The sequence below is a fragment of the Burkholderia sp. Bp9016 genome, assembly GCF_003857765.1.
Lineage (GTDB): Bacteria > Pseudomonadota > Gammaproteobacteria > Burkholderiales > Burkholderiaceae > Burkholderia.
Window position 1 is genome coordinate 131,060 of record NZ_QTPY01000016.1, and the last position, 22,876, is coordinate 153,935.

The following is a 22,876-nucleotide window of genomic DNA, read 5'->3' on the forward strand; positions in this document are numbered from 1 at the left end:
GCCTCGCGCGGGACCAGAGTCACGCCATGAAGCTCGAACACCCGGACCGCCTGATGAACCGCACGCCCCTCTCGCTCGCCGCGCTCGAAACGCACGACGCGTTCGCAGAACGCCACATCGGCCCCGATGCCGCCAGCCAGCAGGCCATGCTCGACACGCTCGGCTTCGCGTCGCGCGCCGCCCTGATGGACGCCGTGATCCCGGCCTCGATCCGCCGCGCCGAAACGCTGCCGCTCGGCCCGTTCGCGCAACCGAAGAGCGAGGCAGAAGCCCTCGCCGCGCTGCGCGCTCTCGCGGACAAGAATCAGGTGTTCCGCTCGTATATCGGCCAGGGCTACTACGACTCGCACACGCCGGCCGTGATCCTGCGCAACGTGCTCGAAAACCCGGCGTGGTACACGGCTTACACGCCGTACCAGCCCGAAATTTCCCAGGGTCGCCTCGAAGCGCTCCTGAACTTCCAGCAGATGGTCGCCGACCTGACCGGTCTCGCGATCTCGAACGCGTCGCTGCTCGACGAAGCCACCGCCGCGGCCGAAGCGATGACGCTGCTGCAGCGCACCGGCAAGCCGAAGTCGAACGTGTTCTACGTCGCTGACGACGTGCTGCCGCAAACGCTTGAAGTGATCCGCACGCGCGCGCTGCCGGTCGGCATCGAAGTGAAGACCGGCCCGGCCGCCGATGCCGCGCAAGCGAACGCGTTCGGCGTGCTGCTGCAATACCCGGGCGTCAACGGCGACGTGCGCGACTACCGCGCGCTCACCGAGGCCATCCACGCGGCCGGCGGCCATGTCGTCGTCGCGGCCGACCTGCTCGCGCTCACCGTGCTCACGCCGCCCGGCGAATGGGGGGCGGACGTCGCGGTCGGCAACACGCAGCGCTTCGGCGTGCCGATGGGCTTCGGCGGCCCGCACGCCGCGTATCTCGCGGTGCGTGACGAATTCAAGCGCCAGATGCCGGGCCGCCTCGTCGGCGTGACCGTCGACGCGCAGGGCAAGCCCGCGCTGCGCCTTGCGCTGCAGACGCGCGAACAGCACATCCGCCGCGAGAAGGCGACGTCGAACGTGTGTACCGCGCAGGCGCTGCTCGCGATCATGGCGAGCATGTACGCGGTCTACCACGGCCCGCACGGCCTGAAGACGATCGCGCTGCGCGTGAACCGCATCGCGGCGCTGCTCGCCGCCGGCGTGAAGCACCTCGGCTTCGCGACCGTCAACGATACGTTCTTCGACACGCTGACGATCGACACCGGCGCGCGCACCGCGCAGGTCCATCAACTCGCGAAGGACAAGCGCATCAACCTGCGCCGCGTGAGCGACACGCAAGTCGGCGTGTCGGTCGACGAAACGACGACCCGTGACGACCTCGCCGATCTCCTCGCCGTGTTCGCACAGGCGGCCGGCGGCACCGCGCCGACCGTCGACGCGCTGGACGCAGGCCTCGCCGGCGTCGCCGCGCTGCCGGCCGGCCTCGAGCGCACGAGCACGTACCTGACGCACCACGTGTTCAACCGTCACCATTCCGAAACCGAAATGCTGCGCTACCTGCGCAGCCTGTCGGACAAGGATCTCGCGCTCGACCGCTCGATGATCCCGCTCGGCTCGTGCACGATGAAGCTGAACGCGACGTCGGAAATGCTGCCCGTCACGTGGCCCGAATTCGGCCGGATCCACCCGTTCGCACCGGCCGAGCAGACCGTCGGCTACCGCGAGATGATCGACCAGCTCGAGCAGATGCTCGTCGCGGCCACCGGCTACGCGGCCGTGTCGCTGCAGCCGAACGCCGGCTCGCAGGGCGAGTACGCGGGCCTGCTGGTCATCCACGCTTACCACGCATCGCGCGGCGAAGCACATCGCGACGTGTGCCTGATCCCGGCATCCGCGCACGGCACGAATCCGGCCTCCGCGCACATGGCCGGCATGAAGGTCGTGGTCGTCGCGTGCGACGCGCAGGGCAACGTCGACATCGCCGACCTGAAGGCGAAGGCCGAACAGCATTCGAACGACCTCGCGGCGATCATGATCACGTATCCGTCGACGCACGGCGTGTTCGAACAGAACGTCCGCGAGATCTGCGAGATCGTCCATGCGCACGGCGGCCAGGTGTACGTCGACGGCGCGAACATGAACGCGATGGTCGGCCTGACCGCGCCGGGCCAGTTCGGCGGCGACGTATCGCACCTGAACCTGCACAAGACCTTCTGCATCCCGCACGGCGGCGGCGGCCCGGGCGTCGGCCCGGTCGCGGTCGGCGCGCACCTCGCGAAGTTCCTGCCGAACCAGCGCTCGACCGGCTACACGCGCGCGGAAGACGGCATCGGCGCGGTGTCGGCGGCACCTTACGGCTCGGCGTCGATCCTGCCGATCTCGTGGATGTACATCGCGATGATGGGCGCGAAGAACCTGACCGCAGCCACCGAAACCGCGATCCTCAACGCGAACTACATCGCGAAGCGCCTCGCGCCGCACTACCCGGTGCTGTATTCGGGCCCGGGCGGGCTGGTCGCGCACGAGTGCATTCTCGACCTGCGTCCGATCAAGGAAACCAGCGGCATCAGCGTCGACGACGTCGCGAAGCGCCTGATGGACTACGGCTTCCACGCGCCGACGATGAGCTTCCCGGTGCCGGGCACGCTGATGGTCGAGCCGACCGAATCGGAATCGCAGGAAGAACTCGACCGCTTCATCGCCGCGATGATCGCGATCCGCGACGAAATCCGCGCCGTCGAGGAAGGCCGCGCCGATCGCGAGGACAACCCGCTGCGTCACGCGCCGCACACGGCAGCCGTCGTCACCGCGAACGAATGGCCGCACGCGTACTCGCGCGAGCAGGCTGCGTACCCGGTCGCGTCGCTGGGCACGAACAAGTACTGGCCGCCGGTCGGCCGTGCGGACAACGCCTACGGCGACCGCAACCTGTTCTGCTCGTGCGTGCCCATGTCGGAGTACGCATAACGCCTGCCTCACCCCGGAGTCCGGCCGTGACCACACCGCACGCAACCGCCGGTTGCGTGCGGTTTTTGCGTTCATCTCCCGACCATCCGGTTCACGCTCGCCCGCCAATCCGGCTAACATCAAACGCGATCCAGCCAATCAAGGAGTTCCGCATGGTGCGTCCGATGTTTCCGGGCCATGGTGCAGTGCCGAAGCGGGTGCGCACGCGCCGTTTCGCGCCGCTGCTCGTCGCGTCGCTGTCGTTTGCCGCTGCCGGCCTCGGCGCGGCCGGCAATGCACATGCCGCGATGAATTTCTGCGCGGCGCCCGCATTGCAGGCAAGCGAGACGACGCAGGCAGAGCCGGGCGTGCAGGCGCTGATCCGCAGCGTCGACGCGCACATCGGCGACCAGCCGAAGGCGATGGCGCGCGTGCACACCGAGGACACGCTGCCGCACGAAGGGATCTACGACCAGAGTGCCGAAGCGCTGAAGGACATGGAGCTGATGCGCGACGCCGCGCTCGCATGGCGCGTGACGAATGCGCCGCGCTATCTGCAGCTCGTCGACCGTTTCCTGTCCGCGTGGGTTTCGACTTACCAGCCGAGCTTCAACCCGATCGACGAGACGCGCCTCGACAGCCTGATCATCGCGTACGACATGACGGCGAGCGCGCTGCCGGTCAAGACGCGCAATGCGACGGCGACCTTCATCGCGAAGCTGGGCGCCGGCTACGTCGCGCAGGTGGACGCACAGAAGCGGCCGCTCACAGGCACCTGGCGCAACAACTGGCAGAGCCACCGGATCAAGCTGATCGCGCTGTCCGCGTTCACGCTCGGCGACCGCAAGATGATGAACGCCGCGCAACGGCTGTTCGTCGAGCATCTCGCGGACAACATCGGCCCGGACGGCAAGACCTGGGATTTCGACGAGCGCGACGCGCTGCATTACGCGGTGTACGACCTGCAGCCGCTGGTGACGGCCGCGCTGGCCGCGCGCCGCTTCAACCGCAACTGGCTGCGCGAGCGCGGCTCGAACGGCGCGACGCTCGCGGCGGCGCTCGACTGGCTCGTGCCGTATGCGCTCGGCGAGAAGACCCACGAGGAATTCGTGAATTCGCCGGTGCCGTTCGACGCGAAACGTCGCGAAGCCGGCCTGCCCGGCTACACAGGGCAGTGGGACCCGAAAAACGCCACCGAACTCTTTCATCTGGCCGCGCGGCTCGACGGGCGCTATGCCCGCGTCGCGCGGCAGCTATCCCCCATGCCGCCCGCATGGCTCGCCGCGTGCCTGCCATTGCAGGCGCGGTAGTATTTATAAAGCAAGGCAGGAATCGAAATGGCAGTCAGCGTGTTTGACCTCTTCAAGATCGGCATCGGTCCGTCCAGTTCGCATACGGTCGGACCGATGCGTGCGGCGCTGTTGTTCGCCCAGGGCCTCGAGCGCGACGGGCTGCTCGACGCGACGGCGCATGTGAAGGTCGAGCTGTACGGCTCGCTCGGAGCAACCGGCAAGGGCCACGGCACCGACCGCGGTGTGATGCTCGGCCTGCTCGGCGACGCGCCCGACACCGTCGACCCCGAGACGATCGACGCGCGGCTTGAAGACATCCGCAAGACGAAGCAGCTCGCGCTGCTCGGCACGCACCCGGTGCCGTTCGTGCTGAAGGAGAACATCGCGTTCTACCGGCAGGCGCTGCCCGAGCATCCGAACGGGATGAAGCTGCGCGCGTCCGACGCGAACGGCTCGGTGCTGGTCGAGCGGACCTACCTGTCGGTCGGCGGCGGCTTCGTCGTGACGGCCGGCGCGCCGAACACGAAGGTGCTGAGCGCGGCCGAGCAGATGACGCACCCGTTTCGCACCGGCGCCGAGTTGCTCGCGCTGACCGAGTCGACCGGCAAGTCGATCGCGCAGCTGATGTGGGAAAACGAGCGTGCATGGCACACCGAGGAACAAACCCGCGACGGGCTGCTGAAGATCTGGGCCGTGATGCAGTCGTGCGTGTCGCGCGGCTGCGGGATCAGCAACCCGGAGGCCGACGGCAACCTGCCCGGCCCGTTCCAGGTCAAGCGCCGCGCGCCGCAGTTGTACCGCGCGCTGACCAGCAACCCGGAGCGCGCGCTGCAGGATCCGCTGTCGATGGTCGACTGGATCAACCTGTACGCGATCGCGGTCAACGAGGAAAACGCGGCCGGCGGCCGTGTGGTCACCGCGCCGACCAACGGCGCGGCCGGCATCATCCCTGCCGTGCTGCATTACTACACGCGTTTCACGCCGGGCGCGAACGAGCAGGGCGTGATCGACTTCCTCCTGACGGCTGCCGCGATCGGCATTCTTTACAAGCTCAACGCGTCGATTTCGGGTGCGGAGGTGGGCTGCCAGGGCGAAGTGGGCGTCGCGTGCTCGATGGCGGCCGGCGCGCTTACGGCAGTGCTCGGCGGCACGCCGCGTCAGGTCGAGAACGCGGCCGAGATCGGGATGGAGCACAACCTCGGCCTCACCTGCGATCCGGTCGGCGGGATGGTGCAGATTCCGTGCATCGAGCGTAACGCGATGGCGTCGGTGAAGGCCGTCAATGCGGCGCGCATGGCGCTGCGCGGCGACGGCTCGCATTACGTGTCGCTCGACTCGGTGATCAAGACGATGCGCGAGACGGGTGCCGACATGAAGACGAAGTACAAGGAAACGTCGCGCGGCGGGCTGGCGGTGAATATCGTCGAGTGCTGATTGCCGGCTCCGGCGGTAACGCGGGCGGATCGATATCCCGCGTTACCGCCGGACATGACACCCGACGCTAGTTCTTCAGCCAATTCTCCAGCCGCAATCCCGGATAGCTGACGAAATCCTGCTCGTTGTTGGTCACGAGGACGACGTCGAGCGACACCGCATGAGCGGCGATCAATTTGTCGGGGTGATCCTTCCTCCGCTCGCGCGCGGCCTCGCGAACCGGGCCATATGCTTGCGCAGCCGCGACGTCGAACGGCGCGACAGGAATATCGTCGATCAGCGCGGCAAGATTGCGACGCTCCCGCGCAGGACTCGCGCACACGGCGACACCGTACTCCAGCTCGGCGTACGTGATCGCCGACATCGCGACGTCACCCGTGTAGCACTGCACAAATCGTCTCGCGACCGACTCCGGCTGATGCCTCATCAAATAGATGCACATGTTGGTGTCGAGCATGTAGCGCGGCATCACCAACCCTCGCGTTCGGTCTGCTCCTGATCCCCACGCCCTTCGGCCATGAAGTCCGGCCCGAACTTCGCGAATTTCTGGAGTACATCGGTCAAAGGCCGCCGCATCGGCCGAATAAGGATTTCGTCACCGACGCGCTCGATTTCCAGCTCGATATCGCTGCGCTCATAGGCGAGGTCGGCAGGAATCCGCACGGCCTGCGAGTTGCCGTTCCGGAATACCTTTGTAGTATGCATGTCAATCTCCGCCCGGATGTACATTGTCCAACGCGGGCTGCGATGTAAATCCATGTGTGTACATAAGCCTTCCGATGGCGTTCCGTTCGTCGATTGGCCGTGAAGCATCGATTCGCCGCCGAACGCCCACTTTTCACCATCGCCTCCGTGTGCACAAGCTGGCCGTTCGGCCAGCTGAAGCCGGCGCGTGGAACACGTGCTGCCCGAATCGCCCCGCGTTCCGACACTTTTCAGCGGCCGGCGTACCGGCGGCCGGCCAACGGGCGTAAGCTGTACGTCCCGCTACCCAGGGAGACGGCAGCCCATGTCGCATTCCAAGGATCTCGAGCCACGCGCCACCACCGGCGCACGATTGCTCGTCGATGCGTTGCTCGCCAATCACGTCGAACGCGCGTTCTGCGTGCCGGGCGAGAGCTTTCTCGCCGTACTCGATGCGCTGGCGGACGACACCGCGCACATCCAGACGGTCGTCTGCCGCCACGAAGCGGCGGCGGCGAACATGGCGGAGGCGGTCGGCAAGCTGACCGGCCGCCCCGGCATCGCATTCGTCACGCGCGGGCCGGGCGCGACCCATGCGTCGATCGGCGTGCACACCGCGTTCCAGGATTCCACGCCGATGATCCTGTTCGTCGGCCAGTGCGCACGCGAGCACCTCGACCGCGAAGCCTTCCAGGAAATCGACTACCGCCGGATGTTCGGCCAGATGGCGAAATGGGTCGCGCAGATCGACGACCCGCGCCGCATTCCCGAATACCTGAGCCATGCGTTCCACGTCGCGACCTCAGGCCGTCCCGGCCCGGTCGTGATCGCGCTGCCGGAAGACGTGCTGTCCGAAGCGTGCGCGCCGCAGCCGGTCGCACCGGCCGCGAAACGCATCGCGGCATCGCCGTCGGCCGCGCAGCTCGACGAGCTGCGCGAACGGCTTGCGCGCGCCGAGCGGCCGTTCGCGATCGTCGGCGGCAGCGGCTGGACACCCGATGCGTGCGCGCACCTGCGCACCTTCGTCGAGCGCTGGCAGTTGCCGGTCGCATGCGCATTCCGCTTCCAGGACACATTCGACAACGCGCACCCGAACTACGCGGGCGACGTCGGCCTCGGGATCAATCCGGCGCTCGGCAAGCGCATCCGCGACGCCGACCTGCTGCTCGTGATCGGGCCGCGCCTGGGCGAAGCGACGACGGGCGGCTACACGCTGCTCGACATCCCGAAAACGCGCCAGACGCTGATCCACGTGCATCAGGGCGCGGATGAACTCGGCCGCGTATATGCGGCGGACCTGCCGATCGTGTCCGGGATGCCCGAGATCGCGGCGCCGCTCGCCGTGCTCGAGCCGCCGGCACAGCCGGTGTGGGCCGGCACGGCCGCCGACGCGCATCGCGCGTACCACGAATGGCATGCGCCGCTGCCGATGCCGGGCGACGTCCAGCTCGGCGACGTGATGGTGCAACTGCGCGAACGCCTGCCGCACGACGCAATCCTGACCAACGGCGCCGGCAACTACGCGATCTGGCTGCATCGCCACTTCGCGTACCGGCACTTCCGCTCGCAGCTCGCGCCGACCAGCGGCGCGATGGGCTACGGGCTGCCCGCCGCGCTGGCCGCGAAGTCGCTGTACCCGTCGCGCGCCGTCGTCGCGCTCGCCGGCGACGGCTGCTTCATGATGGCCGGCAACGAGCTCGCGACCGCGATGCAGTACGGGCTGAACATCGTAGCCATCGTCGTCAACAACGGGCATTTCGGCACGATCCGCATGCATCAGGAGCGCAACTATCCGGGTCGCGTGCACGGCACCGGGCTCACGAACCCCGATTTCGCCGCCTATGCGCGCGCGTTCGGCGCGCACGGCGAGACGGTCGAGCGCACCGCGGACTTCGCCCCCGCGCTGGAGCGCGCACTGACCTGCGGGCTGCCGGCGCTGATCGAGATCCGCATCCCGCAGGACGCCAGCACGCCGGCCGCGACCCTCGAGCAGATCCGCGAACAGGGCCGCCGCGCGCGCGGCGAATGATCGTGGAGATGCGTGCCGCGCCGGCTGGCCCCGCGTTGTCGCACGACGACGCGCTGGCCCACCCCGGCACGCTGCTTGCGCCCGACGGCACGCTCGTCGCGCCGTACGACGTCGAGCACGGCGCCGGTCGTGCGGAAGGCCACGTTCCGGCCGCGCCGGCGCTCGGGCTGCTGCACGCCGTGCATCGCCCGTTCCGGCTCGACTACGACCGCGCGACGGATGTGCACGTGATCAACGGCATGGGCGTCGCACTCGGCGACTCGGTGATCGGGCTGACCGCGCTCGCCGCCCTGCGCGCCATGCATCCGGGCCTGCGCTTCACGCTGTACCGGCCGGCCCGCGCGCCGCGCTACGTCGACGCGCTGTATGCGCTCGCCGCTGACGTCGTCGGGCCGTCGCGCCAGCTGCCATGCGCCGTCGAAACGCTGCCCGCACACGCGCCGTGCATCGATCTCGGCAATCACCTGTACTGGCCCTCATTCGCGCGGCTGCCGATGGTCGACTTCTTTCTCGACGCGCTGGGTGCGGATCCTGCCGCCGTGCCGGCCGCCGCTAAGCGCAATCGCTGGCTCGCGCAGTTACGCCTGCCCGCGCTACCGATCGAATGGCGGCGACCGTACGTGCTGTTCTGCCCGAACGCGAGCACCGCGGTGCGCAGCGTGCCGCCCGCGCTGCGCGCGGCGTTCGTCGAACGGCTGGTACGGCGCTACGGGCTGCCGGTGGTCGGATTCGGCCCCATCGCGCACCCTGCGTACGTCGACGTGAGCCGCGATGCGGCCGACACCGCGTGCTTCATTGCATGGGTCAAGGGGGCGAGCCTGCTGTTTGCGCCCGATACGGCCGCACTGCATCTCGCCGACGGCTTCGACGTGCCGACGCTCGGCTGTTTCACGACGATCGCGCCGGCGCTGCGCGTGCGCGACTATCCGCACTGCGTGCCGGTAACGCTCGACCTGCCGGACGCATTGCACGGACTGCATCGCAGCGAGCGGCCGGACGATCTCGCCGCGGTCGAAGCCGCTTACCGGGCGATCGACTGGGACGCGCTGCCGTGGCCGGCGCCACGCGAAGCGGGGGCCAGCGCCTGACAGGGAAACGGAACGCGGTAGCGGCGGCATCCACGCGCCGCCGCGTGGCTCACCCGGCAGCCACCATCGTCGCGCGCTCGCGCAGCGTTTCCGACGGTCGCTTGCCGAACAACCGCCGGTAGTCGGTCGCGAACTGGCTCAGATGCCAGAAACCCCACGCTTCCGCGACATCCTGCACCGAACCCGCCACCCGCCCGCACAGGTCGCGCCGCGCGCCGTTCAGCCGCAGCGTGCGCAGATAGGTCGCGGGCGCCATGCCGAGCACGTCCTGGAAACAGTACTGCAGCGTGCGCCGGCTCACGTGAAACTGCTCGCATAGCTCGGGCACGCCGACCGGCCGCGTGCGATGGGCGAGCACGTATTCGCGTGCCTGCTCGACGATCCAGCGCCGCGTCGACGGTGCGCCCCCGGCCCCGTCGTCCGCCGGTTGCGCGCACGCATCGAACAATGCCGCCAGCACCTCGGCCTGCAGGTCGTCGCGCTGCGCGTCCGGCAGCGGGCCGCCCACGGCCGCCGCACCGTCGAGCCGGCGGCCGAGCAACGCACACAGACGCGCGAGCCGCGTGTCGCCGACCTGGATCACGTGCTGCGTGAACAGCCGCTCGTCGAGCGCGCGGTGTTCGACCTCCTCCGCATAACGGCGCAGCACGTCGCCGCGCACGACGACGCCGTAGATCGAGAACTGCGCAGGCGTCAGCAATTCGAATTCGACGTTGCCGGGCCGGAACGCGAGCGCACCGGGCCCGATGCGGCACGCATCGACGCGCGCCGTGCCGTCGCTCACCAGCGGGACGCCGAACCAGTAAGCGTCACCGCGCACCTCGCACGCCTGGCGCAGCAGGTGGCTGGTCGATTCGCGAAACAGCTTCATCGTGTCGAGCGGCAACTCGGTCAGCGTGCCGACGAAGCGGCCGGCCGCGAGCTGGTCGTAGGTCTGTCGCCAGCCGATCAGGTTGCGCGCCTGCTCGTCGGCGTCATGCGCGACGCTGACGACGGCCTGGCCGGCCAGCGCGTCGTCGCCCTGCGCGCTGCACCGCGTATCCTCGGCCGTCGGCTCGCCGATGCACGCCACTCGTTGATCCATCGTGTTCTCCTCACCTGCCCGGAACCGCGTCCATCACGCAAATCCCGTGCCGAACCGCTCGGTCCGGCGACAAGCCCGTCATTCCACGCTGCCCGGGCGACGCGCGCCATGCGGGCGCACCCGGAGACGGCGTGCCGCGCACCATGCGGGTGCGACATATGCACGACCGGCGGCTGGCGGCTGCGAGAGGCCGCGCGGGCCACGGGCTACGCGCCGGGCCGCAACCGCACGACCCGCGTGCCGCAGTTGCCGTATGCCTGCCCGACCGCCAGTTCGACGATCGGGCTGCCGGCCGGCCAGGGCGCCGCGTCCGCTTCCGGCAGATCGGTACGCAACGTCGCGCGGCCATTGATCCGGTAGCGGATGCCGCGCACGAAATCGATGAACAGCAACCCGACGCCGCCGTCACAAGCACGCGCATCGATCCGCTCGCCTGCGCCGCGCATCGGCAGCGCGAAGCGCAGCGTCTTCGTGTCGATCACGCGCACGACCGGCCACAGATCGCCGTTCGCGTCGCGCCTGCTCTGCACGATGTCGCAGGTCACGAGCGCCGGCCCGCCGCTCGTCGCGCCGACGAACATGAACGGCTGCGACTCGACGAACTGTCGCACGCCGATGCTCAGCCGCGTCGTCACGACGTCGCTCATCCGCTCGGCTTCGTCGGCGACGCCGAACCGGCGATGCGCGTCGAGCTCACCGGCGTGGAACACCGGGTGGCGCGGATAGGATCGGGGTGGTTCTGCCATGCGGGTTTCCATCAGGCCCATCGGTGCGCGATGCGACGACCGATGCCGTTACCGACACCGACCGCCGGCAACGCGCAGCCGATGCCGCGTATCGAATGTCGAATGTCGAATGTCGAATGTCGAATGTCGAAAGGCGAAAACGGCGAAGTGCCGGACGAACGCTCACCGGCGCATTGCGTCGGCGCGGGTGCCGCCTGACGGCCGGACAGGCATCGTCCGGCCGTCGAACCTTCCGCGAAATCCGCCGCCGGCCGCAACCGTCAACCGCACCGGCCAGCGTTGCGCTGCTGGCCGGCTCCGGCACTTCGCCGCCTGCTTCGGCGATCAGAAGAACCCGAGCGCCTCGGCCTGGTAGCTGACCAGCAGGCACTTCGTCTGCTGATAGTTCGACAGCGCCATCTTGTGCGTCTCGCGGCCGATGCCCGACTGCTTGTAGCCGCCGAACGCCGCATGCGCCGGGTACAGGTGGTAGCAGTTGGTCCACACGCGGCCGGCCTCGACCTCGCGGCCCATTCGGTACGCACGCGTGCCGTTGCGCGTCCAGACGCCCGCGCCGAGCCCGTAGAACGTGTCGTTCGCGAGTTCGATCGCTTCCTGCTCGTCCTTGAACGTCATCACCGACGCGACCGGCCCGAAGATCTCTTCCTGGAACACGCGCATCTTGTTGTTGCCGAGCAGCATCGTCGGCTTCACGTAGTAGCCCGTGCCGAGCTCGGCTGCCGGCGCCGTGCGCTCGCCGCCCGTCAGGCATTGCGCGCCTTCGTCGCGGCCGATGTCGATGTACGACAGGATCTTGTCGAGCTGCTGCTGCGATGCCTGCGCGCCAATCATCGTCTGCAGGTCGAGCGGGTGGCCGGCCTTGATGCGCTCGACGCGCGCGACGGCCTTCTCGATGAAGCGCTCGTAGATCGATTCCTGGATCAGGATCCGCGACGGGCACGTACACACTTCGCCCTGATTCAGCGCGAACATCGCGAGGCCTTCGAGCGCCTTGTCGAGGAACGCGTCGTCCTGGTCGAGCACGTCCGCGAAGAAGATGTTCGGGCTCTTGCCGCCCAGTTCGACCGTCGACGGAATCAGGCTCTCGGCCGCCGCGCGCAGGATGTGTTTGCCGACCGGCGTCGAGCCGGTGAACGCGATCTTCGCGATCCGCTTGCTGGTCGCGAGCGCTTCGCCCGCTTCCTTGCCGAAGCCGCTCACGATGTTGATCGTGCCGGCAGGGAACAGGTCGCCGATCAGCTCCATCAGCACCATCACCGACGCAGGCGTCTGCTCGGCCGGCTTCATCACCACGCAGCAACCGGCCGCGAGCGCCGGCGCGAGCTTCCATGCGGCCATCAACAGCGGGAAATTCCACGGGATGATCTGGCCGACGACGCCCAGCGGCTCATGGAAGTGATACGCGACGGTGTTGTCGTCGATCTCCGAAATGCCGCCTTCCTGCGCGCGGATGCAGCCCGCGAAATAGCGGAAGTGGTCGATCGCGAGCGGCAGGTCGGCTGCCATCGTCTCGCGCAGCGGCTTGCCGTTGTCGATCGTCTCGGCCACCGCGAGCAGCTTCAGGTTCTTCTCCATCCGGTCGGCGGCGGCGAGCAGCAGGTTCGCGCGCTCGGCCACCGACGTCTTGCCCCACTTGCGGCGTGCGGCGTGCGCGGCGTCGAGTGCGATCTCGATGTCGTCGGCGCTCGAGCGCGGCACGCGGCAGAACGGCTTGCCGTTGATCGGCGACACGTTCTCGAAATACTCGCCCTTCACCGGCGGAACCCACTTGCCGCCGATGTAGTTGTCGTACTGCTGACGATACGGATATTCGACGTCGAGGCCCAGTTGTTTCAGGTCAAACGGGTTCATACATGTCTCCTGTTCATCGTGCTTGGCTTGTGTGAATACAGCGCCGGTTGGATCGCGCTGCACCGGTTACGCAACATGCGTGCCAAACGGAGCCGAGAGGGAACAGGAACGGTGCGCCCGGCCGCTCGCGGCTGGCGGGGCACGCGCGCGATGAACGGGTGTACCGATTCTGAACACCGCGCCGGCACATCGCCGCGGCAGGTGTTCGGATTTTCCACAGTGCCGATGCACGGCGGCGCACCGTGTGTGACGCCCGATGCATGGCATGTCGCTTGCGTGCTGACGCCGTATTCGCAACATCGGCCACCCACCGACCGACACCATGAGCGACCCCGCCCCCCTGAGCGACGACGCCATCGCGTTCATTCGCGAGCAGGCATTCCTGATCGTCGCGACCGCCAATACGGCGGGCGACAGCGACTGTTCGTACCGCGGCCGGCAGCCGCGCGCGGACGGTTCGTTCTGCCCGCTCGTCGACCTGCCCGATCGCCGCACGCTGGTGCTGCCCGATTTCGCGGGCAACAAACTGTTCAACACGATCGGCAACCTGCTCGTGAATCCGGCAATCGCGCTGCTGTTCGTGGATTTCGTCGGGCGGACGACATGGCTCGTGCAGGGACGCGCGACGATCGACGAGGATGCGGGAAGCCGTGCGCATCTGTGGCCCGATGCGCTGCGCCATGTGGTCGTTGACGTCGAGCGTGCGCACATGCGGGCTGATGAAGCCCTGCCGCCGCTCGTGCTGGCGTGACGCGCGGCGTTCTCGCTCTTTGCCGCTGTCGAAACAAGGCCGACGACACTGCGTTACCGCTGCGCGTACCGACGCGATGCGTCGGATCAATCATCGGTACGACGACGCAACGCAACGCAACGCTCGATGGCTCGAGGATGATTCGCACAGGGAGCGGATCGTCGATGCGCGGTTACGGTGAAGACGAAATGCACGAACGCCCCGCACGCCGTCACCGTCATGCCAACCCTCTACGACACACCACTCACCGCCCGCTCGCCTCCGCGCAATCCGGTTCGGTCCGGCGGCACGCTGGCGCGTCGACATGCGGATGGGCCTCTCCATCCTCCCGCGCGTCGGCGTCACCCACCGCCGGCCGCGCGCCAAGAAACGCGAACACCACGCCCGCACACAGCACCGTCACGACCGCCAGCCCGATCAGCAGCCGATCGAACGCATGCGTATAGCTCGCGAGCAGCGCCGCACGACCGATACCCGGCAACACGGCCGCCGCACCGGCGAGATCGCCGGTCGCGAGCCGCGCGGCCGCGCGCAGCGTCGCGTCGGACGCGTCTGACGTGCCGGTCGTCGCCAGCGACAAGCCGGCATGCGCGAGCGCCGCCAGCACCGCCCCGACGATCGCGAGCGCGATCCCTTCGCCAGCCACGCGCGTCGTGCTGAAGATCCCCGTCGCCATCCCCGCGCGCTCCTTCGGCACGACGCTGACCGACAACCCGTCCATCAGCCCCCACGGCATGCCGGCCCCGACGCCGATCGCGAGCATCGGCGCGATCGCGGCCGGCCCCGCGCCGCCGCGCAGCGCGATGCCCAGCCATACGAGCCCCATGGCCGCGATCAGCAGCCCGATCCCGGAAATCACGCCGGGCGACAGCCAGCGCGTGAGCGTCGCCGCGACGAGCGGGACGACCAGCATCGGCGCGGAAATCGCGAGCATCAGCCAGCCCGCGTCAATTTCGCTGAAGCCGTCGATGCCGATGAAGCGCAGCGGCAGCACGACCAGCAGCACGATGTAGCAGCAGCAGGTCGACACCGGCAGCACCTGCACGCCGACGAAGCGGGCAATGCGAAACAGCGACAGGTCGAGCATCGGCCGCGCCACGCGCGTCTCGATCGCGACGAACGCCGCCGCGCCGAGCGCCGCGCCCGCCAGCAGCGCGACGACGAGCGGATCCGCCCAGCCGCGCGCGGGCGCCTCGATCACGCCGAACGTGAACGACGTCAGCGCCGCGGTGAACGCGGCCGTGCCGGGCCAGTCGAGCCCCGTCGCATGCGGATCGCGCGACTCGTGCATGCGCGGCAGCCCGACGCCGAGCGACAGCGCGCCCGCTACGGCGCCCGTGACGAAGATCGCGCGCCAGCCGTAGTGTGCGATCAGGCAGCCGGCGAGCACGGGCCCGAAAGCGAGTCCGATCCCGAACGTCGTGCCGAGCAGGCTGAATGCGCGCGTGCGCGCCGCGCCGTCGAACTCCTGCGCAAGCGCCGCCGTGCCGCCCGCGAGCGCCGCGGCCGCCGCGAGCCCTTGCGCGGCCCGCAGCAAATCGACCGCGAGCATCGACGGCGCGAACGCAAGCGCAACCGACATCAGCGTGAAACCGCCGACGCCGATCGCGAACACGCGCTTGCGTCCGAACTGGTCGGCGAGCGCGCCCGTCGCCATCAGGAAGCTGCCGAACGCGAGCATGAATGCGTTGGTGATCCAGTTCATCGCGACCGGCCCGCCATGCAGGTCACGGCCGATCGCGGGTGTCGCGACCGCCCCGCCCGAAAACGACAGCGGCAGCGCAACGGCGGCCATGCAGACGGCGGCCAGCACCCACGCACGCCGGCGTGCCGACTGCGTCGAAGCGGCTGAAAAAGGCTGATACATCATCGCTCCTCGAAAAGCCGCGCAGACGCGCCGCCAGAGCGACAGAAGATAAATCCGATTCAATCCACGAAAAACCACGCGAAGCTCCGGATATAACGGACTAAAATTCTGCAATCATCCTGCACCGAACCAGCTCGCTTACGTCGATGGAAAACCTGAACGGCATCGCCGCCTTCGTGCGCACCGCAGAAGCGCTCAGCTTCGTCGCGGCCGGCCGCGCGCTCGGCATCTCGGCATCGGCGGTCGGCAAGACGATCGCACGGCTGGAGCAGTCGCTCGGCGTGCGCCTGTTCAACCGCACGACGCGGCGCGTCACGCTGACTGACGAAGGGCGCCATTTCTACGAGCGCTGCCAGCGCATCCTCGAGGATTTCCGCGATGCCGAAGCCACCGTGACGGCGTCCGCGCAGCGCCCGCGCGGCAAGCTGCGCGTGAGCCTGCCGGTAATCGGCTACCGGTTCCTGCTGCCGGTGCTGCCCGAATTCAAGCAGCACTATCCGGACGTCGAGCTCGACCTGGATTTCAACGACCGGATGGTGGATGTCGTCGAGGGCGGCTTCGACGCGGTGATCCGCAGCGGTCCGCTGTCGGATTCGAGCCTGATGTCGCGGCGGCTCGGCCCGTTCGCGTTCGTGCTGTGCGCGACGCCCGCGTATCTCGCGCAGGCCGGCACGCCGCACGCACCGCGCGATCTCGAAGCGCACGATTGCGTGCGCTACTGCTTCCCGACCACCGGCAAGCTGCAGGACTGGGCGCTCGCGGCCGACGACGGCACGCCGCTGAAACTGCGCACCGCGATGACCTGCAACAACATGGAAGCGCTGCGCGGCGCCGTGCTCGCCGGGCTCGGTATCGGCTACATGCCCGACTTCCTCGCGCGCGACGCGCTTGAACAGGGCGCGCTCGTCACCGTGCTCGACGACTACCGGATCGCGCCGGGGCAGTTCTCGATCGTGTGGCCGTCGAGCCGGCAGTTGTCGCCGAAGCTGCGCGTGTTCGTCGATTTCCTGTGCGAGCGGCTGTTCAGGTAGCGTTCAGTCCGGCGCCTGTGAATCAGGAACGCCGATGCGACGTCATACCTCGTGGTTTCGGGCCGCGCGTATCTGCCGCTTCATCGCACGGTCATACGCCTCAAAACGCTGCCACGCATCCGCCGTGCGCACATGCGGCCGTTCCCGATGTGAACTGATCCACCACGGCTTGCCTCGATGCTCATACCAGCGCCACACCGCCGCCTGCGCAATCTCGTGTTCCCGGTCAGGACACACGCCGTCGACGACATCCTCTATATGAAGGATGCATGCGAGATGCCATCGCCAGCGATCGCACAGTTCGTCTGCGATCAGCCCCACCGTGAAGCCCAGAAAGATCAACGCATATTGCAAGGGAGTTGCCGTACCCAGTACTTCCGACGCATACCAGTAACTCGCAGTCATCCAGACGGCACACGCCAGCAGCGAGAGCCACCACAACGCCACGAACCGGGGAATGCTGAATTGCCGAAATGCCTTCATCGCTGCTTACCCGTATTGGCGCCACACGTCGTCGGCATAGAGCCGCTGCGCCAGCCACCGCACAAGATCACGAGGAACAAGACGAGGTAGACCCATACAGGCGGCGGTTTGGGGTGCTGCCACTCGGGCGGCACGCGTTGATCCCAGCGATATTTCATCGCGTCTTCGTGAATATCGCGTCACGCTTCGATCATCGAGTGGCGCTGCGATGCAATCAGCCGCGGCGAGGGATTACACGCGCACCGGCAAAAGTCGTCTTCGAGCGCGGGCTGTTTGTCGCTCAGTTCATGGTCCAAGCGCTCACCGACCGGCTCGATCCGGCCAATGGTGTTGCACGCAGCACATTGGACCCGCGCGCCCACGTGGCTCAACTTGCGATCGTCGAGTTCGACGTCATCGAGGCCGTCAAGCACGACGCCGTTCGCCGTCGTCCGGTTATGCTGATAGATCAGGGCACGTTCGCACATTTCAGACTCCCACCCATTCCCATTCGGCGTTGCCGGCGTTGCCGGCGTCGCTCGGAATCGACGGCATCGGCTGACCGCGCCGCATCGTGACGATGCGGGACAGGTCATAGCGGTATTCCGGCGTCGGGTAGCCCGCATTCGCGCGAACGCGCGCCACCCAACGGCCGCCACGCGGACACGTCGCGCCGGGCGAGCTGAACTGCTCCGTGCCTTCGACGTAGGCCGACGAGAATGGCTTCGTGGGGGTCGGGGCACTGCCTTCCCATATCCACTGTACCGGCCCATTGAGATGGACACCGTCTCCGGACTCCAGCGGCATCTTCACGCTGTCGGTCGTGGCGACGTCGCCGGCCTTGAATGGCATCACTTGCAAGCTGCGGTAGCTGCCGCCGGCATTCAGACGCACTGCGCGATACAGGCCGTCCTCCGCGAACGTCTCACCGGGCTTCACCGCGTGATATGACATGTTTGCGCGATGCGTGGTCTCCCACTGCTCACGCTCCTGTGGCGTTGAAGGATAGTCCTGGTCGAAAGTTATTTGGCTTTTAATCGGACTGAAATCGACGTGCGTTGACAGCCCCCAGCCATAGCCCTCGTATTCTATTTCCATAAAAGCCACACCGGAAAGTTCGTACACACCTTTTAAAATTTTATTATCCGGAACAGCCTCGATCTTCAAAATCCTACCTTCACCAGGATTGAGCACGACAATCCCATCCGGAAATTCATTTTTATTTATCAGTGTTTTACCTGCCAAATTAAATCCCCAATCATCGCGAAGCTGCATCTTCCCAATCTCACTAATCGGCGCAACGGCAATCCCTCCACCCCGAGTATTGCCTGGCAATAGATCTGGTGTTTTAAATTTAATCCATCGATTGCCGGAATTGATAAATTCAATCGACACGATGTAATGATCGCCTTTATGCTCGATACTCACGGTCTCGAAATCCAACTTGATGATCTTTCGACCATCCGAGCGTGCCTGCTCGGATAGCCTGAGAGGCGTGTCAAAAACCTGACGCCTGAAGCGCTCTGGAATCAGACGCAATGAACCGGATCTCCGTACGGTTTTGCCTTCGTCTTGGCAGATAACGCTAAATGTTGCGGCAGGATCATGAGTTTCTGGTCCGCCTGACTGAATATCCTTGTCACACAAAGTGTGAGCTACGTCTTTCAGTTGCTGCGCATCTTTATGCTGTAGACTGAGAACAAAAACACCCACGCCCGTTTGCGATTTATCGTTGATAGTATCCCCTTTGGCAAAATAAAACCTTCCTTCGCCATCAAAAGTCATTTCTCTCGAGCCATACTCAAGGCCACCAGACCACGAAAGGGAAAACGCACCAGGCTTCATGGAACCGTTGCTGAAATCATTCGCCATAACGAATCCACCCCCCATCCATACAAGAATTATCAACAGAGCCAGCTTTCGAGCTACGTCAGAAAACTGCAAACCACTCCTGCCCGACAAGAGTAGTCCCCATATTGGGGACTCACCTTTCGTTATCTGTTCATGCTTTCTTGACTGACGCGTCATAGCCGACCCTCCACAACTTGTTGGTATGAGCGGAGAACCACCTCCGGATGTATTCGAGGTAATACGGGGAGATCGTCGCCGTCGGCTGAAGACATCCACCGCCCATCAGATTGGTTTCAGTTTCAATAATCCAGAACGTATTCTTATCTTTATTTGCATCAGCAAGCGCAAAATCAATATTCACGCCATCCCAGACATAAATCGAGTGCACAAATCCCCCTTGCTGCCAGTATTCGTCAGGAAAATTAAAGAGATGCCCGATTTCATGCGCTTTTGTTTGCGCAACCCTTTCCGTATATCGCCCTGTTGCCACCTGCTTCTGATACTCTTTTTCTGGCCAATTCATAGCATCTGCCCGTTCAGTCGTCGGATACAGGCTAATGGTGATGTTCGGGTTGAGCGCTGGCGCGTCAGCCGCCCTTACCACACGCACATCAGCACAGAATTTGACGGCGATTCGACAACCGCAGGCGCCTCCCTTCTGACAGCCATCAAGAATCAGCTTGTAATTACCCTGATTCAATGTCTTTTCAATCTGGTTCTTGTAGGTTGAAGCGTCAACTTCCTTCGGGTCACGTTCGACCTGCATCAAGCCATGCTCGGCAAACGATTTTCCGGAATTGGCTCCATTCCTGAACGTTTCATATTGCACTACAATGTACCGGTTATTTTCGTCGCGCAACGGCTCCCCTGTTGCCCGATTCATTTTCACCAGCAGCCGCGGCACCAATGCGGTAACGACCTTCGCCGTCAGCGTTTTATTACTCGAATCGTAGGCGAACTGGCATGTGGTGATCGCTGTTCCGGCACACATAACCGGATCGTCACCATTATTAAGTCGCTCAGTTCTCGTCCAACCGTATTTCTGATACGTCGGCGTCTCCCGCATCATGCTGACTGACTCACTAAAATCAGCCAGTTGCCAATTACATGGAGCGGGACTTAATAGCTGAATCGGATCAGGCCTGATGCACTTTTGTTGCTCATTGTCCGGATCGTTAACTGTCAGGCCGCGATTGCTCGACACTCCTGCTTTCGCACTTGATTTCCCACCGAAGATGTCCCCCAGGAATGATGGCGGTACTGTTGCGCCGGTATCTGACGCAGGAACGGGCGGCACGGCCCCAGTATTACCCTGTGACTCCCATTGCGACCCGTTCGGCTCAGGTGCCGAGGCTGGCGGCTGTACAAAATTCGGATTGGTACGCCAGACCTCACACTCCGTCTTGAACGGCACGAAAGCCGGCGCGAACGCCGCGCCGCTCAGATCCAGTTGCGCTGACCCGGTCTTCTTCAAGCCACTTGTCCTGAAGTGCACACGACCGCGCGAGCCCATCTCGATCCCTTCCGGATTCAGGCGGATATACGAGCCGCCGACGTTGAGCAGGATTTCCTTCGGCGACTTCACGTGCAAAACGCCATTGACCGTTTCGACCGTCATGTCTTCCTGCGCCGCAAGCTGCATGCGGCCTCGCTGGGCCTGCACAACGACCTCGCCGGCCGACGCGATCAGGCTCATGCCCTTCCGCGCGAACAGTGACAACTGACCGCCCGCAGCGGCGGTGATCCTCTTGAGCGCGCTAAAGTGGATTCCTTTCTTCGCGGTCCCGATGATCGAACCATCGGCGGCGAGTTGCACACCGTCGCCCGAGACCACGCCAACCGGTCCCGGTGCAGTCACGACCGCGCCCGGCCTTTTCAATTCGTCCAGCCCGTCGCTGATCGCCTTTTGCGCCTGGGTATCCGCAGGCGATGCCTTCGACGCCTCGACCGACTTCGCCAGCGATTCGGCCAGCGCCAACATTTCCTTGAGTTGCGCGATCGTCTCGGCCATATCAAGCTGCTTGCCCGCGCCGCCCGGCCGGTCGTAGGCCGTCACCATCACACCTGCGCCGCCTCGCGCGACCGCATGCCCTGAAGTCCGCAGTTCGGCACCCGCGCCTCGCTGGTTCAGTGCGCGGTCCACCATATGGCCGAGATGGAGTTGCGAGCGGCCGGAGTGCTCCGTACCGAGTTCGATGCCTTCCTGATTGTCCCAATCGTCCATCCAGAACTTGTTGCCGGATTGCGTTCGGATCTCGTTACGCGACATGCGCCGTCGTGACGAATTAATCAGGTCGGGGCGCTCGCTATTGTGGATAAAGGCCGCAATAAAGGGCTTGTTCGGATTGCCTTCGCGAAAGCCGATCAGTGCTTCGTCGCCGTCCAACGCGGGCATGTGCATGCCCGTATGGTTCCTGCCTGCGAACGGCTTGGCGAGCCGCAACGGAACGCTTTCCCCACCCTTGGGCCAGTTGCCGAAGTCGCAGTGAAACCGCGCAACGTACTCGCCTTTGTCGGTCAGGTAGGCGAATTTGTACTTGTCAGGCGACGTAATAGTCGCGCCTAGCGTGCCCGGAATTTTCGGCCACCGACGCTCGTCAATTTCCCGCCGGTACGGGCGATCGGCCGGAATCGCCGTGAAGCTGTTCACGTAGCTCGCGTTCCGCGCGCCGCGATGCACGACCGTTGTCACGAACATTGCCGCGCCGGCATCCTCGAGCGCCCGATCAGACTGCACGATGCTCCCAGGCCGGATGGCCAGCACGGTCGACTCCACCGAGTAACGAATCTGGCTGGCGCATGCCGCTTCATGGCGCAACTGCGCCTCGCGTTTGGCCCCTTCGGCGTCGTCGTGATGCGTGCCCCAGACATAGGGCTTGCCGATCATGGTCTCGTCGTCCGATACGGCGCGGTCCTCGGCACGGAAGCGCTCCCACGCCTGCTCTGGGTTGTAGTCAGCAACCAGGTAGGATTCCGGCACGACGCGCGAGCGGACCTTGAAGGAAAAAATCGATTCCTCGAAGGTCGCCAACCCGGCAGTGGGACGATCCAGTACGGGTACTGCGGGGCGCATATAGCCGTCAACGTCGTCCGCGATCACCAGCACGTCGCCGTGCTCGCCGGTCTTTGTGTAGCAGTACAGGCCCGCTTGCTCCATCTCGAGCTTGATGTAGTCCCAGTCGCCCATGTTGTACTGGAAGCGGAATGGGTGCCTGGGATGCTCGCGGCGCAGATTGAATTCGACCTGTATCCAGAAGCGGAGGTCGTAACGCGCCAAAATCTCCTTGATGATTTCCCACGAGGCCATTCCCTGGTACGTGGCGCAATTGCTCGGGCCGTCCATGACGGCCAGATGCTGGCGCATCACAATACGGTAGGTGTAACCGTCACGGGATTCCGATACGGAGTCGAACTGCGTCACGAAGCCGGCAAATTCGCGCTTGGCGCGTCCGTCCTCGGGTTGAACCGAAAACTTCGCGAGTTGCCCGAGCACCGTCTTTCTCGGAATCGCAATTGGTGCGGCAACTACCGCCTTGACGCTGTACGGCTCGCAGATCGCCTCGCGCACGACCCACGATACGACCGACACCGTGGGCATGGGAGGCGGTTCGCCCGTCTCCGGATCGCGCTTCGACTTGCGCCGCATCAGCTTCAGATACGCCGATTGCCGCCCCGTCAAATAACTTGTCACGCGATCGAATTCCGCCATTCTTACCCTCGTTATATCGGGCGCCGGCCATATCACATCGAAACGCGGCCGCTATCCATGGACA

The 22,876-nt window shown here is 65.6% G+C and carries 17 protein-coding genes; 7 read left to right on the top strand and 10 right to left on the bottom strand.

What is annotated here, in order from left to right; all coding sequences use genetic code 11:
• Positions 1-26 precede the first annotated feature (26 nt).
• The 3 genes from gcvP to DIE13_RS20620 all read left to right on the top strand — a co-directional run bounded on the left by gcvP (position 27) and on the right by DIE13_RS20620 (position 5,659).
• A complete protein-coding gene (gene gcvP, locus DIE13_RS20610; protein ID WP_124828813.1) occupies positions 27-2,954 on the top strand; it encodes an aminomethyl-transferring glycine dehydrogenase in 2,928 nt (975 codons plus the stop codon).
• A gap of 152 nt (positions 2,955-3,106) precedes the next feature.
• Positions 3,107-4,243 (top strand): alginate lyase family protein, encoded by a 1,137-nt coding sequence (locus DIE13_RS20615; protein ID WP_124828814.1) that lies wholly within the window; start codon positions 3,107-3,109, stop codon positions 4,241-4,243.
• 27 nt (positions 4,244-4,270) lie between these two features.
• The gene (locus DIE13_RS20620; protein WP_124828815.1) at positions 4,271-5,659 is read left to right on the top strand and encodes an L-serine ammonia-lyase; all 1,389 of its coding nucleotides are present in this window, start codon (positions 4,271-4,273) and stop codon (positions 5,657-5,659) included.
• A gap of 67 nt (positions 5,660-5,726) precedes the next feature.
• Here the strand turns inward: DIE13_RS20620 and DIE13_RS20625 are convergent, their stop codons facing one another.
• Together DIE13_RS20625 and vapB are read right to left on the bottom strand one after the other, a co-directional pair.
• Complete coding sequence (locus DIE13_RS20625; protein ID WP_124828816.1) at positions 5,727-6,128, bottom strand: type II toxin-antitoxin system VapC family toxin; 402 nt, start codon at positions 6,126-6,128, stop codon at positions 5,727-5,729.
• Complete coding sequence (vapB, locus tag DIE13_RS20630; protein WP_124828855.1) at positions 6,128-6,364, bottom strand: type II toxin-antitoxin system VapB family antitoxin; 237 nt, start codon at positions 6,362-6,364, stop codon at positions 6,128-6,130. Before vapB ends, DIE13_RS20625 begins: the two co-directional genes overlap by 1 nt.
• A 304-nt stretch (positions 6,365-6,668) precedes the next feature.
• On the opposite strand from vapB, the gene DIE13_RS20640 reads away from it, so the two are divergent.
• Positions 6,669-8,372, top strand: coding sequence for a thiamine pyrophosphate-binding protein (locus DIE13_RS20640; RefSeq protein WP_124828818.1), 1,704 nt, complete (start codon positions 6,669-6,671; stop codon positions 8,370-8,372).
• Entirely contained in the window at positions 8,369-9,460 is a 1,092-nt protein-coding gene (locus DIE13_RS20645) for a glycosyltransferase family 9 protein (RefSeq protein ID WP_124828819.1), read from the top strand. Before DIE13_RS20640 ends, DIE13_RS20645 begins: the two co-directional genes overlap by 4 nt.
• Positions 9,461-9,509: 49 nt before the next feature.
• Here DIE13_RS20645 and DIE13_RS20650 read toward each other — a convergent pair whose 3' ends face one another.
• The 3 genes from DIE13_RS20650 to DIE13_RS20660 all read right to left on the bottom strand — a co-directional run bounded on the left by DIE13_RS20650 (position 9,510) and on the right by DIE13_RS20660 (position 13,141).
• The gene (locus tag DIE13_RS20650) at positions 9,510-10,544 is read right to left on the bottom strand and encodes a helix-turn-helix domain-containing protein (RefSeq protein ID WP_124828820.1); all 1,035 of its coding nucleotides are present in this window, start codon (positions 10,542-10,544) and stop codon (positions 9,510-9,512) included.
• A gap of 206 nt (positions 10,545-10,750) precedes the next feature.
• Positions 10,751-11,290, bottom strand: a complete 540-nt coding sequence (locus tag DIE13_RS20655) for a hypothetical protein (RefSeq protein WP_124828821.1) — start codon at positions 11,288-11,290, stop codon at positions 10,751-10,753.
• A gap of 324 nt (positions 11,291-11,614) precedes the next feature.
• The gene (locus DIE13_RS20660) at positions 11,615-13,141 is read right to left on the bottom strand and encodes an aldehyde dehydrogenase family protein (RefSeq protein ID WP_124828822.1); all 1,527 of its coding nucleotides are present in this window, start codon (positions 13,139-13,141) and stop codon (positions 11,615-11,617) included.
• Between the two features lie 322 nt (positions 13,142-13,463).
• Here DIE13_RS20660 and DIE13_RS20670 point away from each other — a divergent pair, with 322 nt between their 5' ends.
• Positions 13,464-13,892, top strand: a complete 429-nt coding sequence (locus tag DIE13_RS20670; RefSeq protein ID WP_124828824.1) for a pyridoxamine 5'-phosphate oxidase family protein — start codon at positions 13,464-13,466, stop codon at positions 13,890-13,892.
• 244 nt (positions 13,893-14,136) lie between these two features.
• On the opposite strand, the gene DIE13_RS20675 is transcribed toward DIE13_RS20670, so the two are convergent.
• Positions 14,137-15,759, bottom strand: coding sequence for an MFS transporter (locus DIE13_RS20675; RefSeq protein ID WP_124828825.1), 1,623 nt, complete (start codon positions 15,757-15,759; stop codon positions 14,137-14,139).
• Positions 15,760-15,905: 146 nt separating this feature from the next.
• On the opposite strand from DIE13_RS20675, the gene DIE13_RS20680 reads away from it, so the two are divergent.
• Complete coding sequence (locus DIE13_RS20680; RefSeq protein ID WP_124828826.1) at positions 15,906-16,790, top strand: LysR family transcriptional regulator; 885 nt, start codon at positions 15,906-15,908, stop codon at positions 16,788-16,790.
• A 42-nt stretch (positions 16,791-16,832) separates the two neighbouring features.
• Here the strand turns inward: DIE13_RS20680 and DIE13_RS20685 are convergent, their stop codons facing one another.
• The 4 genes from DIE13_RS20685 to DIE13_RS20700 all read right to left on the bottom strand — a co-directional run bounded on the left by DIE13_RS20685 (position 16,833) and on the right by DIE13_RS20700 (position 22,812).
• Positions 16,833-17,273, bottom strand: coding sequence for a hypothetical protein (locus tag DIE13_RS20685; protein WP_124828827.1), 441 nt, complete (start codon positions 17,271-17,273; stop codon positions 16,833-16,835).
• Between the two features lie 179 nt (positions 17,274-17,452).
• Positions 17,453-17,740: a PAAR domain-containing protein gene (locus DIE13_RS20690; RefSeq protein ID WP_124828828.1), complete on the bottom strand. Its 288-nt coding sequence runs from the start codon at positions 17,738-17,740 to the stop codon at positions 17,453-17,455.
• Position 17,741: 1 nt separating this feature from the next.
• Positions 17,742-19,124, bottom strand: a complete 1,383-nt coding sequence (locus tag DIE13_RS20695; RefSeq protein WP_124828829.1) for a hypothetical protein — start codon at positions 19,122-19,124, stop codon at positions 17,742-17,744.
• A gap of 130 nt (positions 19,125-19,254) precedes the next feature.
• Positions 19,255-22,812 (bottom strand): type VI secretion system Vgr family protein, encoded by a 3,558-nt coding sequence (locus DIE13_RS20700; RefSeq protein WP_124828830.1) that lies wholly within the window; start codon positions 22,810-22,812, stop codon positions 19,255-19,257.
• Positions 22,813-22,876: the final 64 nt, after the last annotated feature.

Coding starts and splice junctions, on each gene's coding strand:
- gcvP (WP_124828813.1), top strand. CDS start 27: ATGAAGCTCGAACACCCGGACCGCCTGATGAACCGCACGCCCCTCTCG.
- DIE13_RS20615 (WP_124828814.1), top strand. CDS start 3,107: ATGGTGCGTCCGATGTTTCCGGGCCATGGTGCAGTGCCGAAGCGGGTG.
- DIE13_RS20620 (WP_124828815.1), top strand. CDS start 4,271: ATGGCAGTCAGCGTGTTTGACCTCTTCAAGATCGGCATCGGTCCGTCC.
- DIE13_RS20625 (WP_124828816.1), bottom strand. CDS start 6,128: ATGCCGCGCTACATGCTCGACACCAACATGTGCATCTATTTGATGAGG.
- vapB (WP_124828855.1), bottom strand. CDS start 6,364: ATGCATACTACAAAGGTATTCCGGAACGGCAACTCGCAGGCCGTGCGG.
- DIE13_RS20640 (WP_124828818.1), top strand. CDS start 6,669: ATGTCGCATTCCAAGGATCTCGAGCCACGCGCCACCACCGGCGCACGA.
- DIE13_RS20645 (WP_124828819.1), top strand. CDS start 8,369: ATGATCGTGGAGATGCGTGCCGCGCCGGCTGGCCCCGCGTTGTCGCAC.
- DIE13_RS20650 (WP_124828820.1), bottom strand. CDS start 10,544: ATGGATCAACGAGTGGCGTGCATCGGCGAGCCGACGGCCGAGGATACG.
- DIE13_RS20655 (WP_124828821.1), bottom strand. CDS start 11,290: ATGGCAGAACCACCCCGATCCTATCCGCGCCACCCGGTGTTCCACGCC.
- DIE13_RS20660 (WP_124828822.1), bottom strand. CDS start 13,141: ATGAACCCGTTTGACCTGAAACAACTGGGCCTCGACGTCGAATATCCG.
- DIE13_RS20670 (WP_124828824.1), top strand. CDS start 13,464: ATGAGCGACCCCGCCCCCCTGAGCGACGACGCCATCGCGTTCATTCGC.
- DIE13_RS20675 (WP_124828825.1), bottom strand. CDS start 15,759: ATGTATCAGCCTTTTTCAGCCGCTTCGACGCAGTCGGCACGCCGGCGT.
- DIE13_RS20680 (WP_124828826.1), top strand. CDS start 15,906: ATGGAAAACCTGAACGGCATCGCCGCCTTCGTGCGCACCGCAGAAGCG.
- DIE13_RS20685 (WP_124828827.1), bottom strand. CDS start 17,273: ATGAAGGCATTTCGGCAATTCAGCATTCCCCGGTTCGTGGCGTTGTGG.
- DIE13_RS20690 (WP_124828828.1), bottom strand. CDS start 17,740: ATGTGCGAACGTGCCCTGATCTATCAGCATAACCGGACGACGGCGAAC.
- DIE13_RS20695 (WP_124828829.1), bottom strand. CDS start 19,124: ATGGCGAATGATTTCAGCAACGGTTCCATGAAGCCTGGTGCGTTTTCC.
- DIE13_RS20700 (WP_124828830.1), bottom strand. CDS start 22,812: ATGGCGGAATTCGATCGCGTGACAAGTTATTTGACGGGGCGGCAATCG.